We start from the raw sequence: 18,037 nt of genomic DNA, 5'->3' as shown, positions 1-18,037 counted from the left end.
CATGCGGCCTGTTGCGCCTGTACCTTCTGCTGATCTCCCTCTGGTGGCTATTGTTGGCCGTCCGAATGTTGGCAAATCGACTCTGTTTAACCGCCTTGTTGGCCGCCGTCAGGCGCTGGTGGCCGATACCCCCGGCGTCACGCGGGACCGTAAGGAAGGTCTGGCTGTCCTGCGGGGGCGCACCATCCGTCTGGTCGATACGGCAGGACTGGAAGAGGCAGCTCCCAACACGCTGTTCGGGCGTATGCGGGCATCGTCCGAAAGTGCCGTGCGGGATGCCGTACTTGTGCTGTTCTGCATTGATGCGCGTGCAGGCATTACCCCGGCGGACGAGCATTTTGCCGCATGGGTGCGCAAGCAGGGGCGGCCGGTTATGCTGGTGGCCAACAAGGCGGAAGGGCGTGGTGGCGCGGCCTCTGCCATGGAAGCCTATTCTCTCGGGCTGGGGGAACCTGTTGCGGTTTCTGCCGAGCACGGGGAAGGTCTGTCTGACCTGATGGGCGAGATTGTTGACCATCTGCCGCCGGAGCCGGAACCAGAGGACGTATTTGAAGAAGAAGACGCATTCGAGCCAGATGCAGAGGCGCTGGACCCGGATGCGGAAATTGTTCTCCCCGCCCGTCCGCCCGGCCCGATCCGGATTGCGATTGTTGGCCGCCCGAACGCCGGGAAATCCACGCTTCTGAACTCCCTGCTGGGAGAAGAGCGGATGATTACCGGACCGGAACCCGGTCTGACGCGCGATTCCGTCGCGGTAACGCTGCATGATGAAGGCGATGTGTTTGAGGTGGTGGACACCGCCGGTCTGCGCCGTAAGGCCCGGATTGATGAAGCACTGGAAAAAATGTCGGTATCCGCCTCCATTGAAGCCCTGAAAATGGCGGAAGTGGCGGTGCTGGTGCTGGATGCCACGCTGGGTGTGCATGAGCAGGATTTGCAGATTGCCCGCCTGATTGAGCGTGAAGGCCGGGCCTGTGTGCTGGCCCTGAACAAATGGGATGCGGTGGAAGACCGTAATGCCACGCGTCAGGCTATTCTGGACCGCCTGAGCATTTCCCTTGCCCAGATGCGGGGCGTGCCGGTGGTGACGTTCTCCGCGCTGACGGGGGCCTCCGTGCATCGGTTGCTGCCCGCTGTGCGGGAAGCGTGTGAAGTTTGGAATGCCCGTGTGCCCACCGGAGCGTTGAACCGCTGGTTTGAGGAAGCGCTGGAACGCCATGCGCCGCCGCTGGTGGATGGCCGTCGCCTGAAGCTGCGTTACATGACGCAGGTGAAAGCCCGGCCGCCGACATTCGTGATTTTTGGCACCCGCGCCGAGCAGACGCCGGAAGATTACAAACGGTATCTGGTGAACGGCCTGCGTGAGACCTTTAATCTGCCGGGCGTGCCGATCCGCCTGCAAACGCGCGGGACGAAAAACCCGTATTCCAAATAAACCCGTCTTCGGGCCCCGGAATTATAGGCCCATCAGGCCGTCCGGGTTGCAGGGTTTGAGGCAGAATGTTTTGAAAAGGGCTCTCTGGAAACAGGGGGCCCTTTTTCTGTTGGGGGTTAGTGAATCACCCAGGACAGTGGCAGGCAGATCAGCAGGCCGAGGACGGCAATGAGCGTTTCAATCATCGTCCAGCTCCGCAGGGTCTGGGAGAGGTTCATCCCCAGATATTCCTTCATCTGCCAGAAGCCTGCATCATTCATCAGGCTTAGCCCTACGGAGCCAGCCCCCGTAACCAGCACCAGCAGTTCCGGTGAGACAGAATGGGACGCGGCCAGAATGGGGCCGACAATACCGGAGGCTGTTGTGGTGGCGACCGTCGCGGAACCCGTGGCGATACGGACCAGCAGGGCAAGCATCCATGCCAGAACCAGCAACGGCACATGCGCGCCCAGCGCCAGATTTGTAATGGCGTGGGACAGCCCGCTATCTATCAGTTCCCGCCCGAAGCCCCCACCAGCGCCAATCAGCAGCATGATGGTGGCTGTCGGGGCCAGACATTCATTGCTGAAGCGCAGGACAGTCTCACGGGAGAGGCCACTGAGGCTCCCCATCAGCCAGAAGGACATCAGCGTCGCGACAAGGAGGGCAATATCCGTGTTCCCCAGAAAATGCAGAATACGGTAGGGCAGGGCTGTTGCGGGCCAGACCAGTTCAGCCAGCGCGCCACCCAGCATCAGCACAACCGGGCTGAGCAACGTCGCGCAGGAAAGCGCAAAGGATGGCAGTTTGTCGTGCTCAAACTCGCCGGTAAACTGCTCCTCCAACGCCGTGGGAGCCAGCGCGCCGATGCGCGGTGCGATGTACCAGGTGTAAACCGGCCCCGCGAGCGCTGCGATGGGCGTGCCAATGACAATCCCCCAGAACAGCGTGCGGGCCGTGTTGGCATGATACGCTGTAATCGCCAGTAACGTGGCCGGGTGCGGGGGCACCATGGCATGCGTGACGGATAAGGCCGCCGCCATAGGAAAGGCCAGAACGGGCAGAGGCAACGTGTTGCGGCGGGAGAGAATGAAAGCCAGCGGAATTAGCAGCACGAACCCGACTTCAAAAAAAACTGGCAGCCCGACCAGCAGGCCAATCACCATCATTGCCCATGACAGATGTTTTTTCCCGGCCATGCGGGAAATGGTCAGGGCGATCTGGTCCGCGCCGCCGGTTTCCGCCAGAATTTTCCCCAGCATGGTGCCCAGTGCCACAACACCCGCCACATGCCCCAGAACGTGGCCCATGCCGTTTTCAAAAGAGCTGATGGCCTGCTCGGTTGGCATGCCCGTTGCCAGAGCCAGCCCGACGGAGACGATAAAGAGCGTCACAAAGGGGTTGAGGCGCGCCACGCCGATCAGGAGCATGAGCAGGACGATGGCGGCGGCTGTCAGGCCTGAGGCGAGTAAGGGCGTCATGACCCGAGGATGGAGCGGGACGGGGCCTGAATGTCAACCATTCGTGCAGGCTGGGGGCTGTCGTCTTTTCCGGCGGGGGAGCAGCCAGAAAACGCAGGGCCAGTCAGGAGCAGGAGATTTCTTGTTATTTCATAAATGAATAAATCCACTCTCTCCGCACGCGCACAATTCCGTGTGCTGGCTCCTGTGTCCCGTTGTCTGGTGGTATGCCGCAGAAAGACCAGTAAGCCTGACTGGCCTTCCCCTTTCCGGTTCAGGGTGGCACAGAAGCCCTCCGGCGCAGGACGTGAGACGTCAGAAAAGGAATGATCAGGCTGATGAATGAACATGCGCAGAACGCAGGAACGACGGTAGAGCCGGCAGCCACGGCAGGGCTGTATGGCCGCGCGCGGATGTGGGCCATGCTGGCGGTCTCGCTTTCCGTGCTGATGGCCTTGCTGGATTACGCCATTGCCAACGTGGCCCTGCCCGATATTGCGCGGGACCTGCATGCGTCGTCCTCAGCGTCCATCTGGGTGGTAAATGCGTATCAGCTTGCCAGTCTGGTCTCTTTGCTGCCGCTGGCGGCACTGGGGAGTATGGTCGGGTTTGCGCGCATGTGCCGCTTTGGCATCGTGCTGTTCATGGGCGCTTCTGTTCTGTGTGCGCTGGCGACGACACTCCCCGCACTTGCTGCGGCCCGTGTCTTACAGGGCATTGGCGGGGCGTGCATCCTTAGCGTGAATATTGCCCTTGTGCGTTATATCTATCCGCATGCGGAAATTGGCAAAGGCATTGCCCTGAACGGCGTTGTGGTGGCCATAGGCGTGGCGCTGGGGCCAACGGCGGCGGCTGCTATTCTGACAGTGGCCTCATGGCCCTGGCTGTTCTGGGTGAATCTGCCGCTGGGGGCTGTGGCGCTGGTCATGGCATTTTCCGCATTGCCTGCCGTGCCGCCAAGTGGCGCGCGCCCGGATATTGCGGGCAGCCTGCTCTGTATGCTGGCGTTTGGGGCGCTGGTTATGGGTGGAGACGGGCTGGCGCATCAGTCCGGCATTATCCTGTCCTGTGGTCTGATTATGGTGGGGCTGCTGTCCGGCCTGTTGCTTATCCGGCGGGAGAGCGGGCTTCCGCAGCCTATTTTGCCAGTTGATATGCTGGCCAGACCGGACTTTGCCATCGCGTTTGTCACCGGGCTTTGCGGCTTTGTGGCCTCCAATTTTTACATCATCTCCATGCCGTTTACGCTGCATGATGTGCTGGGCATGAGTGCGGCGGAAACAGGTCTGCTGATCACGCCCTGGCCGATCGGGATTATGTGCGCGGCCCCTCTGGTACGGCGTCTGGCCGATACGGTATCCGCCGGGGTGCTGTCTTCCATTGGGTTGCTGATGACGGCAACCGGGTTTTTCCTGCTGTGGAGCATGCCCGCGCACCCGACTGCTCCTGATATTATCTGGCGGACCTGGCTGGCTGGTTGTGGGTTTGGCCTGTTCCAGCCGCCGAACAACCGCGCAATGATGGTCTCGGCCTCACACGCGCGGGCCGGGGGCGCAAGCGGCATGGTGCAGGTGGCGCGTCAGGCTGGGCAAACCCTTGGAGCCATGGGGGTCGCGGCTTTTTTTGCATTATTTGCAGAGGGTGCTGCGCTCAACTGCCTGCTGACTGCGGGCTGCGTCGCGGTGTTTGCCGCCTTGCTGAGTTCCAGCCGGTTACTGGCGGGACGCCGGGCTGACAAGCCAGCCTGAAGGGCCAGCCTGACAAAGCGGGTATTAAAAAAATCAGATGTTAAAAAAGGCTGGCGCGCAGGGAGCAGCCAGCCCGGAGAATGCGTGATCAGATCTCGCTTTCACCAAAGATACGGGTCACATCACCGCTCCATGCGCCGTAATAGCGTTCCAGCCAGCGTTCCGCCTGCGTGGGGCCACCGGCGGCCATGGCGGTCAGCGGGGCCAGATAAGCCCATTCTTCCCGCTCGTTTTCATCCACAAAGCCACGCGCCTGAAGGCCATCCATGGCAATGCCGATAACCTGTGCGGCCAGATCCCGCACGGTGCCTTCACCCCATGGGGTGTTCAGCGCTTGAGACGGCACCAGCGCCCGCAGCTTGGCGTAATCTTCCCACGGGTGCTCACACACCAGTTCATAAGCGGCTTCCAGTGCGGCATCATCATACACCAGGCCAACCCACAGGGCGGACTGGGCCAGCATCATTTCCGCAGAGCCCGCATCGGCGCCGCGCATTTCCAGAAACTGCTTGAGGCGCACATCGGGGAAGGCGGTGGAGATGTGGTTTTCAAAGTCAGCCAGAGTAGGGCTGACATCCTCCAGCCCGTCCTGACGGTCCCCGTTCATCCATGCGCGGAAGGAGCGGCCGGAAACATCGCGCATCTTGCCGTCACGGATGATGAAATACATGGGCACATCCAGCACCCACTCCGCATAGCGTTCAAACCCGAAGTCTTTTTCAAACACGCAGGCGGGCATCCCGGCACGGGCGTTGTCCGTGTCTGTCCAGATGCGGGCGCGGTTGGAGAGGAAGTTGTTGGGCTTGCCCTCAAAGAACGGAGAATTGGCGAACAGAGCCGTGGCAACGGGTTGCAGGGCCAGAGAGACCTGCATCTTACGCACCATATCCTGCTCGGACCCGAAATCCAGATTGACCTGCACGGTACAGGTCCGCTGCATCATATCCAGACCCAGCGCGCCCACTTTTGGCATGTAATTGCGCATAATGGCGTAGCGGGATTTGGGCATCCACGGCTGGTCGGCCCGTGTGGCGGTCGGGTGGAAGCCCAGCGGGCTGAAGCCTAGCCCCAGTTTGCGCGCCAGCGGACGCACGGACTCATAATGCGCGGCCAGTTCTTCCGCTGTTTCATGCAGTGTGCTCAGGGGGGCGCCTGAGAGCTCAAACTGTCCTGCCGGTTCCAGAGAAATGCCAGCGCCCTTCTGCTCTTCAATGCCTTTCAGGCCAATAATCTTGCCTTCATCCAGAATGGGCTGCCAGTCATCCGGTTCCACTTCCTGAAGGCCGTCCAGCAGCGCCTCTATGCCTGCCGGGCTGTAAGGAGGTGTTGCGTAAGCGGTGCGCCCTGCCTGCGGACTGGTGCCGGTTGCCGCAGCCTCTGGGCGGACCCAGCCGAATTTTTCATGCTCCGTGCCAATGCGCCATGAATCGCGGGGCTTGCATCCTTTGGCAAAAACCTCGGCCAGCTGAAAAACTGAACGAACGGGTGTGTCGTCGTGGGCATCGGCGTGAGACATTAGAAATCACTGTTCCTTGAAAAACAGCCCGGCAGCAGGAGGCGGGCCAGAACGAAGGTAAGGGTATTCTGACTAATCCTGCGCGGAGCGCAAGCCGTCGCCCATAAGCGCCAGTCCTGCGGCTACCGCCGTATCAGCCCGCAAAACCAGCGGCCCCAGAGAAATGGGGGTGATAGCCGGACGCGCAAGGAGGGCGCGGCATTCCGTATCGGAAAAACCGCCTTCCGGGCCAATTAGCAGGCCATCGCCCGCGCGGGCATCGCGCAGGGTGGCGTGGAGCGTAACGCCACGGTCCTCCGCACGCTCCATCGCGGTAAACAGACGGGCCTCCTCCGGCCATGCGCCCAGAAGGCTGGCAAGGGGGCAAGGTTCGGCAATGCTCGGGATATCCAGCCGCTCGCACTGCTCGGCGGCTTCCGTGGCGATCGCTTCCAGCCGTTCGGGGTTGGTGCGGTGGGTGTTGGTGCGTTCTGTTATAACGGGCAGGAAGCGCGTCACCCCCAGTTCCGTCCCCATACGCAGGACCATATCGGTCGCATCGCGCTTGAGGAGCGCGAAGGCCAGAACAAGCTCCGGCCGGGGAGAGGGTGGGCGCAGGGGCTCCGTCAGGCTCAGGCTGCCGCGATCCTTGCGAATCTCGCCCAGAGTGGCCAGCCATTCCCCCATTTCCGCATTAAATACCCGCACAGGGTCTCCGGCCTTTTTCCGCATGACGGTGCCCAGATAGCGGGCCTGCGCCGGGCTGAGCAGGCAGGAGGTACCTGCCCCTGCCGCACCCTCGACGGCGTCCAGCGGGATGAAAAGGCGGGGAAGATGCTCGGGCGAACTCATGGCATTCAGCACTCAGGCAGGTTGGGGCGGTAGGAGAGGCGCGGTCCGGGGGGATCGGTCTTGGAATGATCGCCTGATGTTTAGGCGGTAATCCACGCCCGCGCAAAGAGGTTCATGCCAGAGCGCAATTTATGGCATACCCGCGGCACCTGTTGTGTTTGCTTAAAAGGACTGCCTGTATCGTGTCAGCGTCTTCCGGTCATACCGATATCCGGGTAACGGGCTGGATTGCCCGCCTGCCTCCGGCCCTGCGTCCTTATGCCCTGCTGGCGCGGCTGGACCGGCCTATTGGCACATGGCTGCTTTTCCTGCCCGGTGTCTGGGGGATTCTGCTGCCGCAGGGTGTGCCGGTTGCGGAGCGGGTGCGGCTGATCGTGCTGTTTGGCATTGGCAGTCTTGTCATGCGGGCCGCAGGCTGCGTGGTGAACGATATGTGGGACCGGGATATTGACCGGCAGGTAGCCCGCACCGCAGGCCGTCCGCTGGCGTCCGGCGCGTTGCGGATGCGGCATGCGGTGCTGTTTCTGGCTCTTCTGCTGGCGATTGGCCTCGCGATCCTGCTTCAGTTGAACGGGTTGTCCCAGATTCTGGGGGCGTCTTCTCTGGTGCTGGTGGCGTTGTACCCTCTGGCCAAGCGGTTCACATGGTGGCCGCAGTTGGTCATGGGCTTTACCTTCGGGTTTGGCGCACCGCTGGGCTATGCGGCGGCGGCAGACCATCTCTCCCTTGCGCAGCTTGCCTTATATGCCGCGACTATCGTCTGGCAGCTTGGGTTTGATACCATCTACGGCTTTCAGGATATGGAAGATGATGCCCGGATTGGCGTAAAATCCACCTCGCGGCTGATGGTCGGGCGGGCAAAGGGCTTTATCGGCATCTGTTACGCCCTGATGGTAATTTTGCTGGCTGTGGCCGCAGGCCTTGCGGGCACAGCCAGTCTGTTCTGGCCGGCTCTGCTTCTGCCGCTGGTCCTGCTGTGGCGGCAGGTTGCGGGGCTGAACCCGCAGAATCCGGCGCTGTGTCTGGCGCAGTTCCGTGCCAATCGGGAAATTGGTCTGGCGGTGGCTCTGGCCTTTCTGGCGGGGCTTGTTGCTGTGTGAACGGTTGACGCCGGTCCGGACTGGGCCGGTACTAGTCTGTAGGAAAAGTAATGAAAGGGGCGGGATCAGGTTATGGCCCCGCTCTTTTTGGTTTTTAAAAGAATTAATTCATAATACTAATTTGAAAATGAGAAATATTCTCATTATGTAAGAATAAATTGAGATTTATCCTCAAAATCCTTATAAAAAGCAGATGCGCAAATTTACAGCTCTGACTGAACAGGAAATTCTTGCTCTGGCCATTTCCAATGAGGAAGAGGACGGACGCATCTATGCCGATTTCTCCTATACATTGCAGGAGAATTACCCCGACACCGCGAAAATTTTTGCGGACATGGTGCATGAGGAAGATGACCACAGGCGGCATCTGATTGATGTCTATGTCCGGCGGTTTGGCGCACATATTCCTCTTATCCGCCGTCAGGATATTGCCGGGTTTATGCCGCGGAAGCCTGCCTGGCAGATTCAGGGGCAGGGGATTGAGGTTGTGCGGCGTTACGCGGAGGACATGGAGCGCGATGCCGCCCGGTTTTACCGTCAGGCTGCCCTGCGCACCAATGATGCTGAAACCCGGAAACTGCTGGGGGATCTGGCAACAGCGGAAGACCAGCACGGCCGCGCCGCCAGTGATATGACCTCCCGCCATCTGACGGAAGACAAACGTGAAGACGAGGATGAAAACGCCCGGCGGCGGTTTGTCCTCCAGATTGTTCAGCCCGGTCTGGTTGGCTTGATGGATGGGTCCGTGTCCACGCTGGCCCCGGTTTTTGCGGCAGCCTTTGCCACGCATGACCCGCACAGCGCGTTTCTGGTCGGGCTGGCGGCCTCGTTAGGAGCCGGGATTTCCATGGGTTTTGCGGAGGCACTGTCGGATGATGGTGCCCTGTCCGGTCGCGGCAAGCCGCTTATCCGCGGGCTTGTGTGCGGGACAATGACGATGGCGGGCGGTATTGGCCATACCCTGCCGTTCCTGATTGGCTCCTTCAGCGCCGCAATGGGGGTCGCTATTGCCGTTGTGGTGGTGGAACTGTTCCTGATCTCATGGATACGGTGGCGGTATCAGGATACGCCTTTCGGCTCCGCCATTGTGCAGATTGTATTTGGTGGCGCGCTGGTTTTTCTGGCGGGTGTGCTGATCGGCAGTTCCTGAGGCTGAGCCTGTCTCTTTCTCTGTGTTTACGCCCTGATAGCGCTGCCTCTGTTATCCGGCGTCTGCTGGTGGCATACTGTGGGTGCCATAATAAAGGCGCGGGCAAGAGGTTTGCCGGCGGCCTGTGGTCACCAATGGGAATGACAGCGCGTATGACACCACGTTCCGGCAAATTTTCCGCCCTTTGTCTCGCTCTTTCGGTAGGGGGCAGTGTGAGCGCACTGGCCCCTGTTGCTCCGGCTCTGGCGCAGGTCGGGACACAGAGCGCTGTTCAGAGCGCACAGCAGGCGGAAGCACCGGAGGGCATCACGCTCTCCGCGTCTGACAAGGCATGGCTTGGCAAGATTGAAAAGGCGCTCAACAGCGTCACGACCTTTCAGGCGCATATGCAGCAACTGGATGCGGACGGTAAGCGTACCACCGGCATTGTCTGGATGCAGCGCCCCGGCCAGATGCGTCTGGCGTATGACCCGCCAACCCCGCTCCTGCTTGTCGCCAGTCAGGACAAGGTAGTGTTCCGGGACAACCAGCTTGACCAGACGACCGTGATCCCGATGGATCGCACCCCGCTGGGGCTGCTGCTGCGCAAGCATGTCAGTCTGGCGGAGGATGTGACCGTCACCGGCTTTCAGCATGAGGGTGGCCTTGTGCAGGTAACGGTTGTGCGCACGTCCTCCCCCGGTGATGGCAGCCTGACGCTGGTGTTTTATGATAACCCGGTCTCCCTGCGGTCCTGGAGCGTGGTGGATGCGCAGGGACGCGAGACCCGTGTAACCCTGTTTGATGTCAAAAGCGGAATTACCATTCCCGCCGGTACGTTCACGCTGCCTGCGCAGCCGGAGTAAGGCGCGCAGACAGGCCACAGCTCTGCCCTGAGATTAAGGGTAGGGGTGGTAAAACAGAGGCGGCAACCCGATATCAGGGGCGGATATTTTCAGGACAGGCAGGTATGGCGGCACGGCGCACAACAGCTTCAGACATGGCGGTGGGTGAGGACCTTTTTGGAGGTCAGGCACCGTTATCCGACCATGCGCCGTCGGCGGCCCATCCGGCACGTCCTGCCCCGAACCAGCCTCTGGCTGACCGCCTGCGTCCTGACAGACTGGAGGATGTCGTCGGGCAGGCGCATCTGCTGGGGCCGGACGGAACGCTTACCCGCATGCTGGAGCGTGGTTCCCTTGCCAGCCTGATTCTCTGGGGTGGCCCCGGTGTGGGGAAGACAACTATTGCCCGGTTGCTGGCACAGGCGGCTGGCCTCCGGTTTGTGCAGCTTTCTGCCGTATTTTCCGGCGTGGCGGACCTGAAAAAAGCCTTTGAAAACGCTCGCAGGCAGGCGGAAGCCGGAGGCGGCACGTTGCTGTTTGTGGATGAAATCCATCGCTTTAACCGCGCCCAGCAGGATGGTTTTCTGCCTGTGGTGGAAGACGGGACAATTGTGCTGGTGGGGGCTACGACGGAAAATCCGTCCTTTGCGCTGAATTCCGCCTTGCTTTCCCGCTGTCAGGTTATGGTGCTGAACCGGCTGGATGATCCGGCGGAGGAAGCCCTGCTGGCCCGGGCGGAGGAAGAAACCGGCCGCGCGCTACCGCTGACGGAAGAGGGGCGGGCAACACTCCGCGCCATGGCGGACGGGGATGGCCGGTATCTGCTGAACATGGTGGAGCAGATTCTCAGCCTGAAGACGGATGCGCCGCTGGATGCGCAGGCGCTGGCCCGCCTGCTGGCTAAACGCGCCGTGCTGTATGACCGGGACCGGGAAGAACATTACAATCTGATTTCCGCCCTGCATAAGTCCATGCGGGGTTCCGACCCGGATGCCGCCCTGTACTGGTTTGCGCGGATGCTGGAAGGCGGGGAAGACCCGCGTTACCTCGCCCGGCGCATGACCCGCTTTGCGGCGGAAGATGTCGGTATGGCGGACCCGCATGCCCTGCCGCTGGCCATTGCGGCGTGGGAGACATATGAGCGTCTAGGCTCCCCCGAGGGTGAGCTGGCTCTGGCCCAGCTTGTGGTGCATCTGGCCACGGCCCCCAAATCCAACGGCGTTTACAAAGCCTATGGCGCGGCCCGGCGGGCGGCCAAGGCCACCGGCAGCCTGATGCCGCCTGCCCATATCCTCAATGCCCCGACAAAACTGATGCAGGATATCGGCTATGGGAAGGGCTATCAGTATGACCATGATACGGAAGAGGGCTTTTCCGGGCAGAACTATTTTCCGGACGGCATGAAGCGCCAGACCTTCTATAATCCAACCGGAAAAGGCTTTGAGCGGGAGATCCGCCATCGTCTGGAAACATGGTCCCGCTTGCGGGATCGGCGTCAGTCGTGAATATCGTCGCATGAGTGTTGTGATTCTGACTGTCAGCGAGGACGAGGCGGATATTCGCCTTGATCGCTATTTTCGTCGCCATTACCCGCATCTGACGCAGGGTGCGCTGCAAAAACTGTGCCGTACCGGGCAGATTCGGGTGGATGGCAAACGGGCTGAGGCCTCGACCCGCCTGCAACCGGGTCAGTCCGTGCGGGTGCCGCCTATCCCGATGGCTGCTAAACCGGCGAAGGATGCCCCGCGCCCGCTGGATGAGCGGCTGGTGCGTGAAATTCAGGGCATGGTGCTGTATCAGGATAAGCATCTGATTGTGCTGAACAAACCGGCAGGTCTGCCGGTGCAGGGCGGCCCCGGTATTACCAAACATGTGGATATGATGCTGGACGGCCTGCGGGCTGAGGCGGATGACCCGCGCCCGCGTCTGGTACACCGCATCGACCGGGATACATCCGGCCTGCTGCTGCTGGCCCGCACACCGGGTGTTGCCGCCAAGCTGGCGGAAGCCTTCCGTGGGCGGGACGTGAAAAAGACCTATTGGGCTGTTGTGGTGGGGCGGCCTGACCCGATGGAGGGTGAGATTGATCAGCCTCTGGCGCGGCTCGGGGTTGGCGCAAACGCCATTATGGTGGCGGCAGACCGGAAAGACCCGGACGGTCAGTATGCCCGGACGTCCTATGAAGTCGTGGATTCGGCTGCGCGTAAATTTTCATGGCTGGCGCTTTCTCCGCATACGGGCCGGACGCACCAGTTGCGTGTGCATTGTGAATCGCTCGGCACCCCGATTCTGGGTGACCCGAAATATGGCGGGGAAACCGCGCATGTTGATGGCTTTGCAGACCAGCTGCATCTGCATGCCCGGCAACTGGATATGCCACATCCGGCCGGAGGGCGTCTGACGGTGACGGCCGAACTCCCGCCGCATATGCGTGAGACCTTCCGTTCTCTGGGCTTCACGCCGGGGGCTACGCCCAAACCGTCTCGTCGCGGCGGATAACAGCGACTTCTGGAACGCAGGAGGAAGGCCCATGCGGCTGAAATGGAAGATCGGTCTGGTGGCCGGAGCCGCCGTGCTGCTGGTGGGCGGCGGGAGTGTTGTGTCCGCCATGCAGGAGGCGGACTGGCTGCGCGTCCGGCTGGTAGCGGCGGTAGAGGAAAAAACCGGCCGCCATCTGGCGATTGACCATCTGCATGTCTGGCTTCTGCCGTTCCCGTGGGTGGAAGCGCGTGGTGTGCATTTGTCCGGCGTGGCAGAGGGTGATAGCGCAGCAGGCGCACCGGAGGAGCAGACAACCCGCACAATGCTGGACGTGGCGGAAGTGCGTGCGCGCCTCGGGCTGTTGCCGCTGTTCAGCCATCGCATTGTTTTTAATGATGTCAGCCTCATTCAGCCGCATGTTTCCCTGCGTCGCCTGCCGGATGGCCGGGCGGACTGGGTGTTTACGCCGCCTGTGCGGCCGGAAACCGGCGGGGGCAGCACGTCCTCCGGCCAGATGCACTGGGATGTCAGTGTTTCCACGCTCCGCGTCTCTAAAGCGGATGTGCGGTGGGATGATCAGCTCCGGCGCAAGACAGGTCAGATCGGATTTGAGCGTATTCAGGCAAGTAATCTGGACGGCGCCGCGCCCACGTTTGACGTGCGGGGGGAAAAGGGGAAGGGCCAGTTTGTGCTGACAGGCCAGACAGGCCGCCTGCTGCCCGCACGCGTCAGGGATTTCCCGGTACAGTTCAAACTGGCGCTGAATATTGCGGGCCACCCTGCGGGGCTTGCGCATCTTGATGGCAGGATCACGGACCCTGACGGCGCTCGGGTCTATGCGCTTCAGGCCGGAGGGTCTCTGGGGCAGTTGCGGGATCTGGAGCAGTTTTTCCCTCGGGCGGACTTGCCGGACGGGCAGAATATTTCCGTGGATGCGCAGATTGCCGGGGCAGGCCAGCAGCCCGTGGTGCAGGGGCTGCATGTGCATACCGGGCAGGTTGAACTGGGCCGCTTTGTGCCCGGCAGCAAGCTGACCCGCGCCATGCTGGACGCGACAAAAGCGGAAGACCCGCTGACGGTGCAGGCTGACGGCCAGCTCGGGGCGCAGGCTCTGGCGCTGCGGGGCACGTTTGGGACGCTGGCGCAGATGACGGCGCTCGCCCTCGCGCCGGAAAAGACGGAAACCCCGGTGGACCTGACCCTTGTGGACGGGGCTTCCAGCCTGAAAATGGCTGGCACGCTGGGTGGCGGCCATTCATCCGTGGAGGTGCATGGTGTGCTGGACCAGCTTGCCCCCGGCGGCACCTACCCGACAGCAGAGAGCGTGAAGGTGGATGGGCATGTGGAAGCCGCATCCACACTGGGGCTGGTGAAGAGGCATGCGCCGGAGGATCTGGTACGCGGTCTGACGCTGAACATGACTGTGGAAAGCCCGCACGTCAGCTGGCGAGACCTGAGCTGGTCTCAGGTCACCAGCCATGTGGCGGTGCAGAACGGGAAGCTGGTGGCGGACCCGGTGCAGGCTGAAGGCTCAGACACCGCGCAATCCGCCCGGTTTGTTTATGATGCCTCCGGCAACAGCCCGGCCTATGAGATTGCAATGCACCCCGTCGTGCTGCCGGTGACGGCTGTGCAGGGCTGGATGGGGGCACCACCCCTGATGCAGGGGGCGCTGATGCTTGTCGGCGCCGTTAGTATGCAGGGGGATGATGCTGAGGCACGGCGGCGGACGCTGGCCGGGCATATCGGCGCGTCCGTGGTGGATGGCTCTATTGGCGGGGCGGCGCTCCGCACTCTGCTGGGGCCGGATATCCCGTTGAAAGGCAAAATGCCGGTGCGCTGCTTCGGCACCCACATGCAGCTTGCTAATGGGTCTGCACAGATTGATCTGCTGGCTATGGAAACCCCGTTCCTTTCCCTGCACGGGCACGGTACGGTCGGGCTTGGAACGCATGTGCTGGACCTGCATCTCTCGCCGCGTGTGTTGCTGGGAGGGGCTTCGGCCTCATCTGATCTGCGGGTAACGGGCACGCTGGCAGCGCCCGTGCCGAAAATGGAACCCTCTTACGGCGGGCGTTACGGCCTGAACATCGGCGGGGATGATGGCGGTAATGATAACTGCCCCACATTGCTTTCTGCTGCGCGGGAAGGAGGGACGGGTCCCGCCCCGACGGTCCCCAAAGTCGGGAAAGACGGCAAGGTGATGAATATGTTGCGCGGGCTGGGACTGTTCAAATGACCGGTTCTGAGAAGGCGCCCGCTCCGGCGGGGGCACGCAAGCGGTTCTGGAAACAGGCCAGCGTTGTGCCGGAGCAGGACGGGTTTGCTGTCCAGCTTGACGGCAGACCCGTCCGCCTGCCGGAACGGACCGTGCTGGCTGTGCCCTCCCGCCCGCTGGCGGAGGCACTGGCGGCGGAATGGCAGGCGGCTGGCCTGACCGTAGGCGGATATTTCCGGCCGGAAGATCTGCCGATGACCCGGATTGCCGGCTCCATGCTGGAGCGTATACCCGGCGCGCGGGCGGGCGTGATCGACAGTCTGCTGGCGTATGCGAGCAGTGACCTGCTGTGTTATCGCGAGGCCGGGAATTCCAGACTGGCCCGGCGGCAGCGGGAGCTGTGGTCTCCCTGGCTGGACTGGTGTCAGGATACGTTCGGGATGGCGTTGCGCACTACGGAAGGTGTGATGCCCATCACCCAGCCGGACGCTACCATGCGGACGCTGCGTGCGCTGCTGGAGTCTCTCCCGGATGCGGAACTGGCCGTGCTGGGGGTTGCCGTCCCCGCGCTGGGGAGCCTCTATCTGGGGCTGGTTCTGGTTAAAGGGCCGGGTACGCCGGAGGAACTGGTTGCCTGCGCCACGCTGGATGAGCGGGAGCAGATGGCGATCTGGGGTGAAGATACGGATGTGACGGACCGTATTGCCATGCGCCTGCGGGATGTGGCGGACGCTGCCCTTTTTCTTGAACTGCTGCGTAAGGCGTAAAGCGTAAGTAGTAAGGCTTCCTGCTACTGCTGGCTGCGCCCGTGTTTTATGTGTTGATCGACACGCATCTGCCATGAATTTGCCCCGGTCTGCCTCCAGACAGAACCTCACAGACTGATGAACGGGAGCGTTCTCTCAGCCTGAAAAGGCGGTCATGTCACCGGATGAGGAGCATGCAGATGCGATATGAATCTACGGGTGGAGAACCTCGGCATCAGGTCCCGTCACGTTCCGGCTCCCGGGCGCGGTTGCAGGGGCGGGTGGCCCATGCTGTTGCAACCTGCGCCATGGGCTCCTGGTTTCTGCTGGGGCTGATCCCGGTCTTTGTCATCATCTATTCCATGAGCTGAAACAGACGCCTCTGGTGACAGTGCAGTGACTCATCTTGCACAGGGGCCGGGGATTGTCTGATAGTCATCAGTGCACAGATTTTTTCAGGAGTTGTCAGAGTCCATGAATTACAGAACTGGTTTCCTTGCCGCAGCGGCAGTCATTGGTCTCTCCGTTGCAGCTCTGCCTGCCTCAGCACATCCCGGCCATGGGGGCTTTCCGCCGCCGGGTGGTCCGGGCGGCCCCGGCGGACCGGGTGGCTGCATGCCGGGTGGCCATGGTGGCGGGATGAGCATGCTGGAAGGGCTGGACCTGACCAAGCAGCAGCGCAAAAAGATCGACGCCATTCTGCGTGAAGCCCATGATCAGGATCACGGGGATGATATGCGGGATGATGCCTCCAAGATCCATCAGCAGATTCAGGATATCCTGACGTCTCCCGGTCCGGTTGATAAAGACAAGATTGCGGCGTTGCAGCAGCAGCAGGCGACTCTGCGTGCACAGGCTGAAGCCCGCCATCTGGACGTGGCTGCCCGCATCCACGATGTGCTGACGGCGGACCAGCTTGCGCAGGTCAAGGCGCGTCAGGCCAAGATTCATGACCTGATGGAGCAGCTCCGCGAGGTTGAACACCCCGCGCCGCCGGTTTCCGACAAGTAAAAGACAGACGTTTCTTGACTCGGTGAGAGCGGGGCTGTAACCCGTTCTCACAAATCAGGACCGCCACTCCGCGAGTGTTCGCGCAGTGGCGCGTCTCCTTTTGGGGTATTACGCTGTTGTTCGAGGCACTTTCAGGCAGGCTTTCAGGGGTTTTTGACGGGCTCGCCAAACGTGGCGCGCTGTCCGAAGCCGACGTTATGGAGGCAATGCGCGAAGTCCGTCTGGCTATGCTGGATGCAGACGTCGCGCTGCCTGTGGTCAAGGACTTTGTTAACAAGGTAAAGGAACGCGCCGTAGGGGCGGAGGTGCTGGAAAGCATTTCTCCCGGTCAGGCCGTTGCGAAAATTGTTAATGATGCGCTGATTGATGCCCTCGGCGGAGCGGGCGCCGTCCCGCTCAACCTGAACGCCGTGCCGCCTGTGCCTGTCCTGATGGTTGGCTTGCAGGGGTCCGGTAAAACCACAACATCCGGCAAGATTGCGCTGCGTCTTTCCATGCGTGAGCGGAAAAAGGTGCTGCTGGCGTCTCTGGATACGCAGCGCCCCGCCGCGCAGTTGCAGTTGGCGCAGCTTGCCGAGCAGGCGCATGTCGCCTCCCTGCCGATTGTTGCGGGCCAGACACCGGTTGAAATCGCCCGGCGCGCGATGGATGTGGGTCGGCGCGAAGGCTATGACGTTGTTATTCTGGATACCGCAGGCCGTCTGTCCATAGACGAAGCGCTGATGGAAGAGGTCCGGCAGGTTCGTGCCGTGACCCAGCCTGCGGAAACCCTGCTGGTTGTGGATGCCATGACCGGGCAGGACGCCGTGAACACAGCCAAGGCGTTTAATGACGCTGTGGGTGTGACCGGCGTGGTGATGACCCGTATGGATGGTGATGCCCGCGGTGGCGCGGCCCTGTCCATGAAGGCCATTACCGGCGCGCCCATCAAGCTGACCGGTTCCGGTGAAAAGCTGGATGCGCTGGAAGAATTCCACCCCGAGCGTGTTGCTGGCCGTATCCTCGGTCTGGGCGATATTGCCGGGTTGGTGGAAAAAGCGGCTGATACCCTTGACCATGAAGAAGGGGAGCGGCTGGCCAAAAAGATGATGGCCGGCAAGTTTGATCTGGATGATTACGCATCTCAGATCAAACAGATCAGCAAGCTTGGGTCCATTTCCGGAATTGTCGGCATGCTGCCGGGTATGGGGAAAATCAAGGAAGCCCTTGGTGACAAGGATCTTGATACCTCCGTTCTCAAAACGCATCTGGCCATTATTTCATCCATGACCAAAGGCGAGCGTAAAACGCCAGCCGTTATCAAGGCGTCCCGCAAGAAGCGGATTGCAGCCGGGTCAGGGACGAGTGTTCAGGAGGTCAACAAGCTGCTCAAGCAGTTTGATATGATGTCCTCAATGATGAAGCGCTTTAACAAGCTCGGCATGAAAGGTCTCATGCGCCAGGGTATGTCCGCGCTCATGCCTAAAGGAATGGGAGGAGGGCCGCCGGGTGGTGGCCGTCCCTTCCGCTAAAGCGGCCTGTTTCTATCCGAAGTTTTT

15 protein-coding genes are annotated in these 18,037 nt (G+C 61.4%); 12 read left to right on the top strand and 3 right to left on the bottom strand.

The annotated features are described in order from the left end of the window. Position 1 precedes the first annotated feature (1 nt). On the top strand, positions 2–1,435 hold the full coding sequence (der, locus tag KP699_RS04200; RefSeq protein WP_025825836.1) for a ribosome biogenesis GTPase Der: 1,434 nt from the start codon (positions 2–4) through the stop codon (positions 1,433–1,435). A gap of 116 nt (positions 1,436–1,551) precedes the next feature. Here the strand turns inward: der and KP699_RS04195 are convergent, their stop codons facing one another. After that, positions 1,552–2,895, bottom strand: coding sequence for a gluconate:H+ symporter (locus tag KP699_RS04195; RefSeq protein ID WP_215761720.1), 1,344 nt, complete (start codon positions 2,893–2,895; stop codon positions 1,552–1,554). A 317-nt stretch (positions 2,896–3,212) separates the two neighbouring features. Between KP699_RS04195 and KP699_RS04190 the strand changes: the two genes are divergently transcribed. After that, on the top strand, positions 3,213–4,622 hold the full coding sequence (locus KP699_RS04190; protein WP_212354488.1) for an MFS transporter: 1,410 nt from the start codon (positions 3,213–3,215) through the stop codon (positions 4,620–4,622). An 88-nt stretch (positions 4,623–4,710) separates the two neighbouring features. On the opposite strand, the gene KP699_RS04185 is transcribed toward KP699_RS04190, so the two are convergent. Continuing rightward, positions 4,711–6,138 carry a glutamate--cysteine ligase gene (locus tag KP699_RS04185; RefSeq protein WP_215761719.1) on the bottom strand — a complete coding sequence of 476 codons (1,428 nt, stop codon included), beginning with the start codon at positions 6,136–6,138 and terminating at the stop codon, positions 4,711–4,713. A 72-nt stretch (positions 6,139–6,210) separates the two neighbouring features. Further along, complete coding sequence (locus KP699_RS04180; protein ID WP_215761718.1) at positions 6,211–6,969, bottom strand: 16S rRNA (uracil(1498)-N(3))-methyltransferase; 759 nt, start codon at positions 6,967–6,969, stop codon at positions 6,211–6,213. Between the two features lie 182 nt (positions 6,970–7,151). On the opposite strand from KP699_RS04180, the gene ubiA reads away from it, so the two are divergent. The 10 genes from ubiA (at position 7,152) to ffh (ending at position 18,010) form a co-directional block, all read left to right on the top strand. After that, positions 7,152–8,069 carry a 4-hydroxybenzoate octaprenyltransferase gene (gene ubiA / locus KP699_RS04175; protein ID WP_212354482.1) on the top strand — a complete coding sequence of 306 codons (918 nt, stop codon included), beginning with the start codon at positions 7,152–7,154 and terminating at the stop codon, positions 8,067–8,069. A gap of 193 nt (positions 8,070–8,262) precedes the next feature. Continuing rightward, positions 8,263–9,219: an iron exporter MbfA gene (mbfA, locus tag KP699_RS04170; protein WP_215761717.1), complete on the top strand. Its 957-nt coding sequence runs from the start codon at positions 8,263–8,265 to the stop codon at positions 9,217–9,219. A gap of 152 nt (positions 9,220–9,371) precedes the next feature. Continuing rightward, positions 9,372–10,064: an outer membrane lipoprotein carrier protein LolA gene (locus KP699_RS04165; protein WP_215761716.1), complete on the top strand. Its 693-nt coding sequence runs from the start codon at positions 9,372–9,374 to the stop codon at positions 10,062–10,064. Positions 10,065–10,168: 104 nt separating this feature from the next. Beyond that, positions 10,169–11,548, top strand: coding sequence for a replication-associated recombination protein A (locus tag KP699_RS04160; protein ID WP_077931409.1), 1,380 nt, complete (start codon positions 10,169–10,171; stop codon positions 11,546–11,548). A gap of 10 nt (positions 11,549–11,558) precedes the next feature. Further along, positions 11,559–12,542, top strand: a complete 984-nt coding sequence (locus KP699_RS04155) for an RluA family pseudouridine synthase (protein WP_215761715.1) — start codon at positions 11,559–11,561, stop codon at positions 12,540–12,542. Between the two features lie 31 nt (positions 12,543–12,573). Then, a complete protein-coding gene (locus KP699_RS04150; protein ID WP_215761714.1) occupies positions 12,574–14,763 on the top strand; it encodes an AsmA family protein in 2,190 nt (729 codons plus the stop codon). Next, positions 14,760–15,509: an ATP12 family chaperone protein gene (locus KP699_RS04145; protein WP_215761713.1), complete on the top strand. Its 750-nt coding sequence runs from the start codon at positions 14,760–14,762 to the stop codon at positions 15,507–15,509. Before KP699_RS04150 ends, KP699_RS04145 begins: the two co-directional genes overlap by 4 nt. Positions 15,510–15,688: 179 nt before the next feature. Beyond that, positions 15,689–15,859, top strand: a complete 171-nt coding sequence (locus KP699_RS04140) for a hypothetical protein (protein ID WP_202205684.1) — start codon at positions 15,689–15,691, stop codon at positions 15,857–15,859. Positions 15,860–15,962: 103 nt separating this feature from the next. Beyond that, positions 15,963–16,499 (top strand): Spy/CpxP family protein refolding chaperone, encoded by a 537-nt coding sequence (locus tag KP699_RS04135; protein ID WP_077931413.1) that lies wholly within the window; start codon positions 15,963–15,965, stop codon positions 16,497–16,499. Between the two features lie 116 nt (positions 16,500–16,615). Then, complete coding sequence (gene ffh / locus KP699_RS04130) at positions 16,616–18,010, top strand: signal recognition particle protein (protein ID WP_215761752.1); 1,395 nt, start codon at positions 16,616–16,618, stop codon at positions 18,008–18,010. Positions 18,011–18,037: the final 27 nt, after the last annotated feature.

Source organism: Acetobacter sp. P1H12_c (genome assembly GCF_018811975.1).
In the GTDB taxonomy this organism is placed as follows: domain Bacteria; phylum Pseudomonadota; class Alphaproteobacteria; order Acetobacterales; family Acetobacteraceae; genus Acetobacter; species Acetobacter persici.
This window is presented reverse-complemented; position numbering and strand designations above follow the sequence as displayed.

Coding starts and splice junctions, on each gene's coding strand:
- der (WP_025825836.1), top strand. CDS start 2: ATGCGGCCTGTTGCGCCTGTACCTTCTGCTGATCTCCCTCTGGTGGCT.
- KP699_RS04195 (WP_215761720.1), bottom strand. CDS start 2,895: ATGACGCCCTTACTCGCCTCAGGCCTGACAGCCGCCGCCATCGTCCTG.
- KP699_RS04190 (WP_212354488.1), top strand. CDS start 3,213: ATGAATGAACATGCGCAGAACGCAGGAACGACGGTAGAGCCGGCAGCC.
- KP699_RS04185 (WP_215761719.1), bottom strand. CDS start 6,138: ATGTCTCACGCCGATGCCCACGACGACACACCCGTTCGTTCAGTTTTT.
- KP699_RS04180 (WP_215761718.1), bottom strand. CDS start 6,969: ATGAGTTCGCCCGAGCATCTTCCCCGCCTTTTCATCCCGCTGGACGCC.
- mbfA (WP_215761717.1), top strand. CDS start 8,263: ATGCGCAAATTTACAGCTCTGACTGAACAGGAAATTCTTGCTCTGGCC.
- KP699_RS04165 (WP_215761716.1), top strand. CDS start 9,372: ATGACACCACGTTCCGGCAAATTTTCCGCCCTTTGTCTCGCTCTTTCG.
- KP699_RS04160 (WP_077931409.1), top strand. CDS start 10,169: ATGGCGGCACGGCGCACAACAGCTTCAGACATGGCGGTGGGTGAGGAC.
- KP699_RS04155 (WP_215761715.1), top strand. CDS start 11,559: ATGAGTGTTGTGATTCTGACTGTCAGCGAGGACGAGGCGGATATTCGC.
- KP699_RS04150 (WP_215761714.1), top strand. CDS start 12,574: ATGCGGCTGAAATGGAAGATCGGTCTGGTGGCCGGAGCCGCCGTGCTG.
- KP699_RS04145 (WP_215761713.1), top strand. CDS start 14,760: ATGACCGGTTCTGAGAAGGCGCCCGCTCCGGCGGGGGCACGCAAGCGG.
- KP699_RS04140 (WP_202205684.1), top strand. CDS start 15,689: ATGCGATATGAATCTACGGGTGGAGAACCTCGGCATCAGGTCCCGTCA.
- KP699_RS04135 (WP_077931413.1), top strand. CDS start 15,963: ATGAATTACAGAACTGGTTTCCTTGCCGCAGCGGCAGTCATTGGTCTC.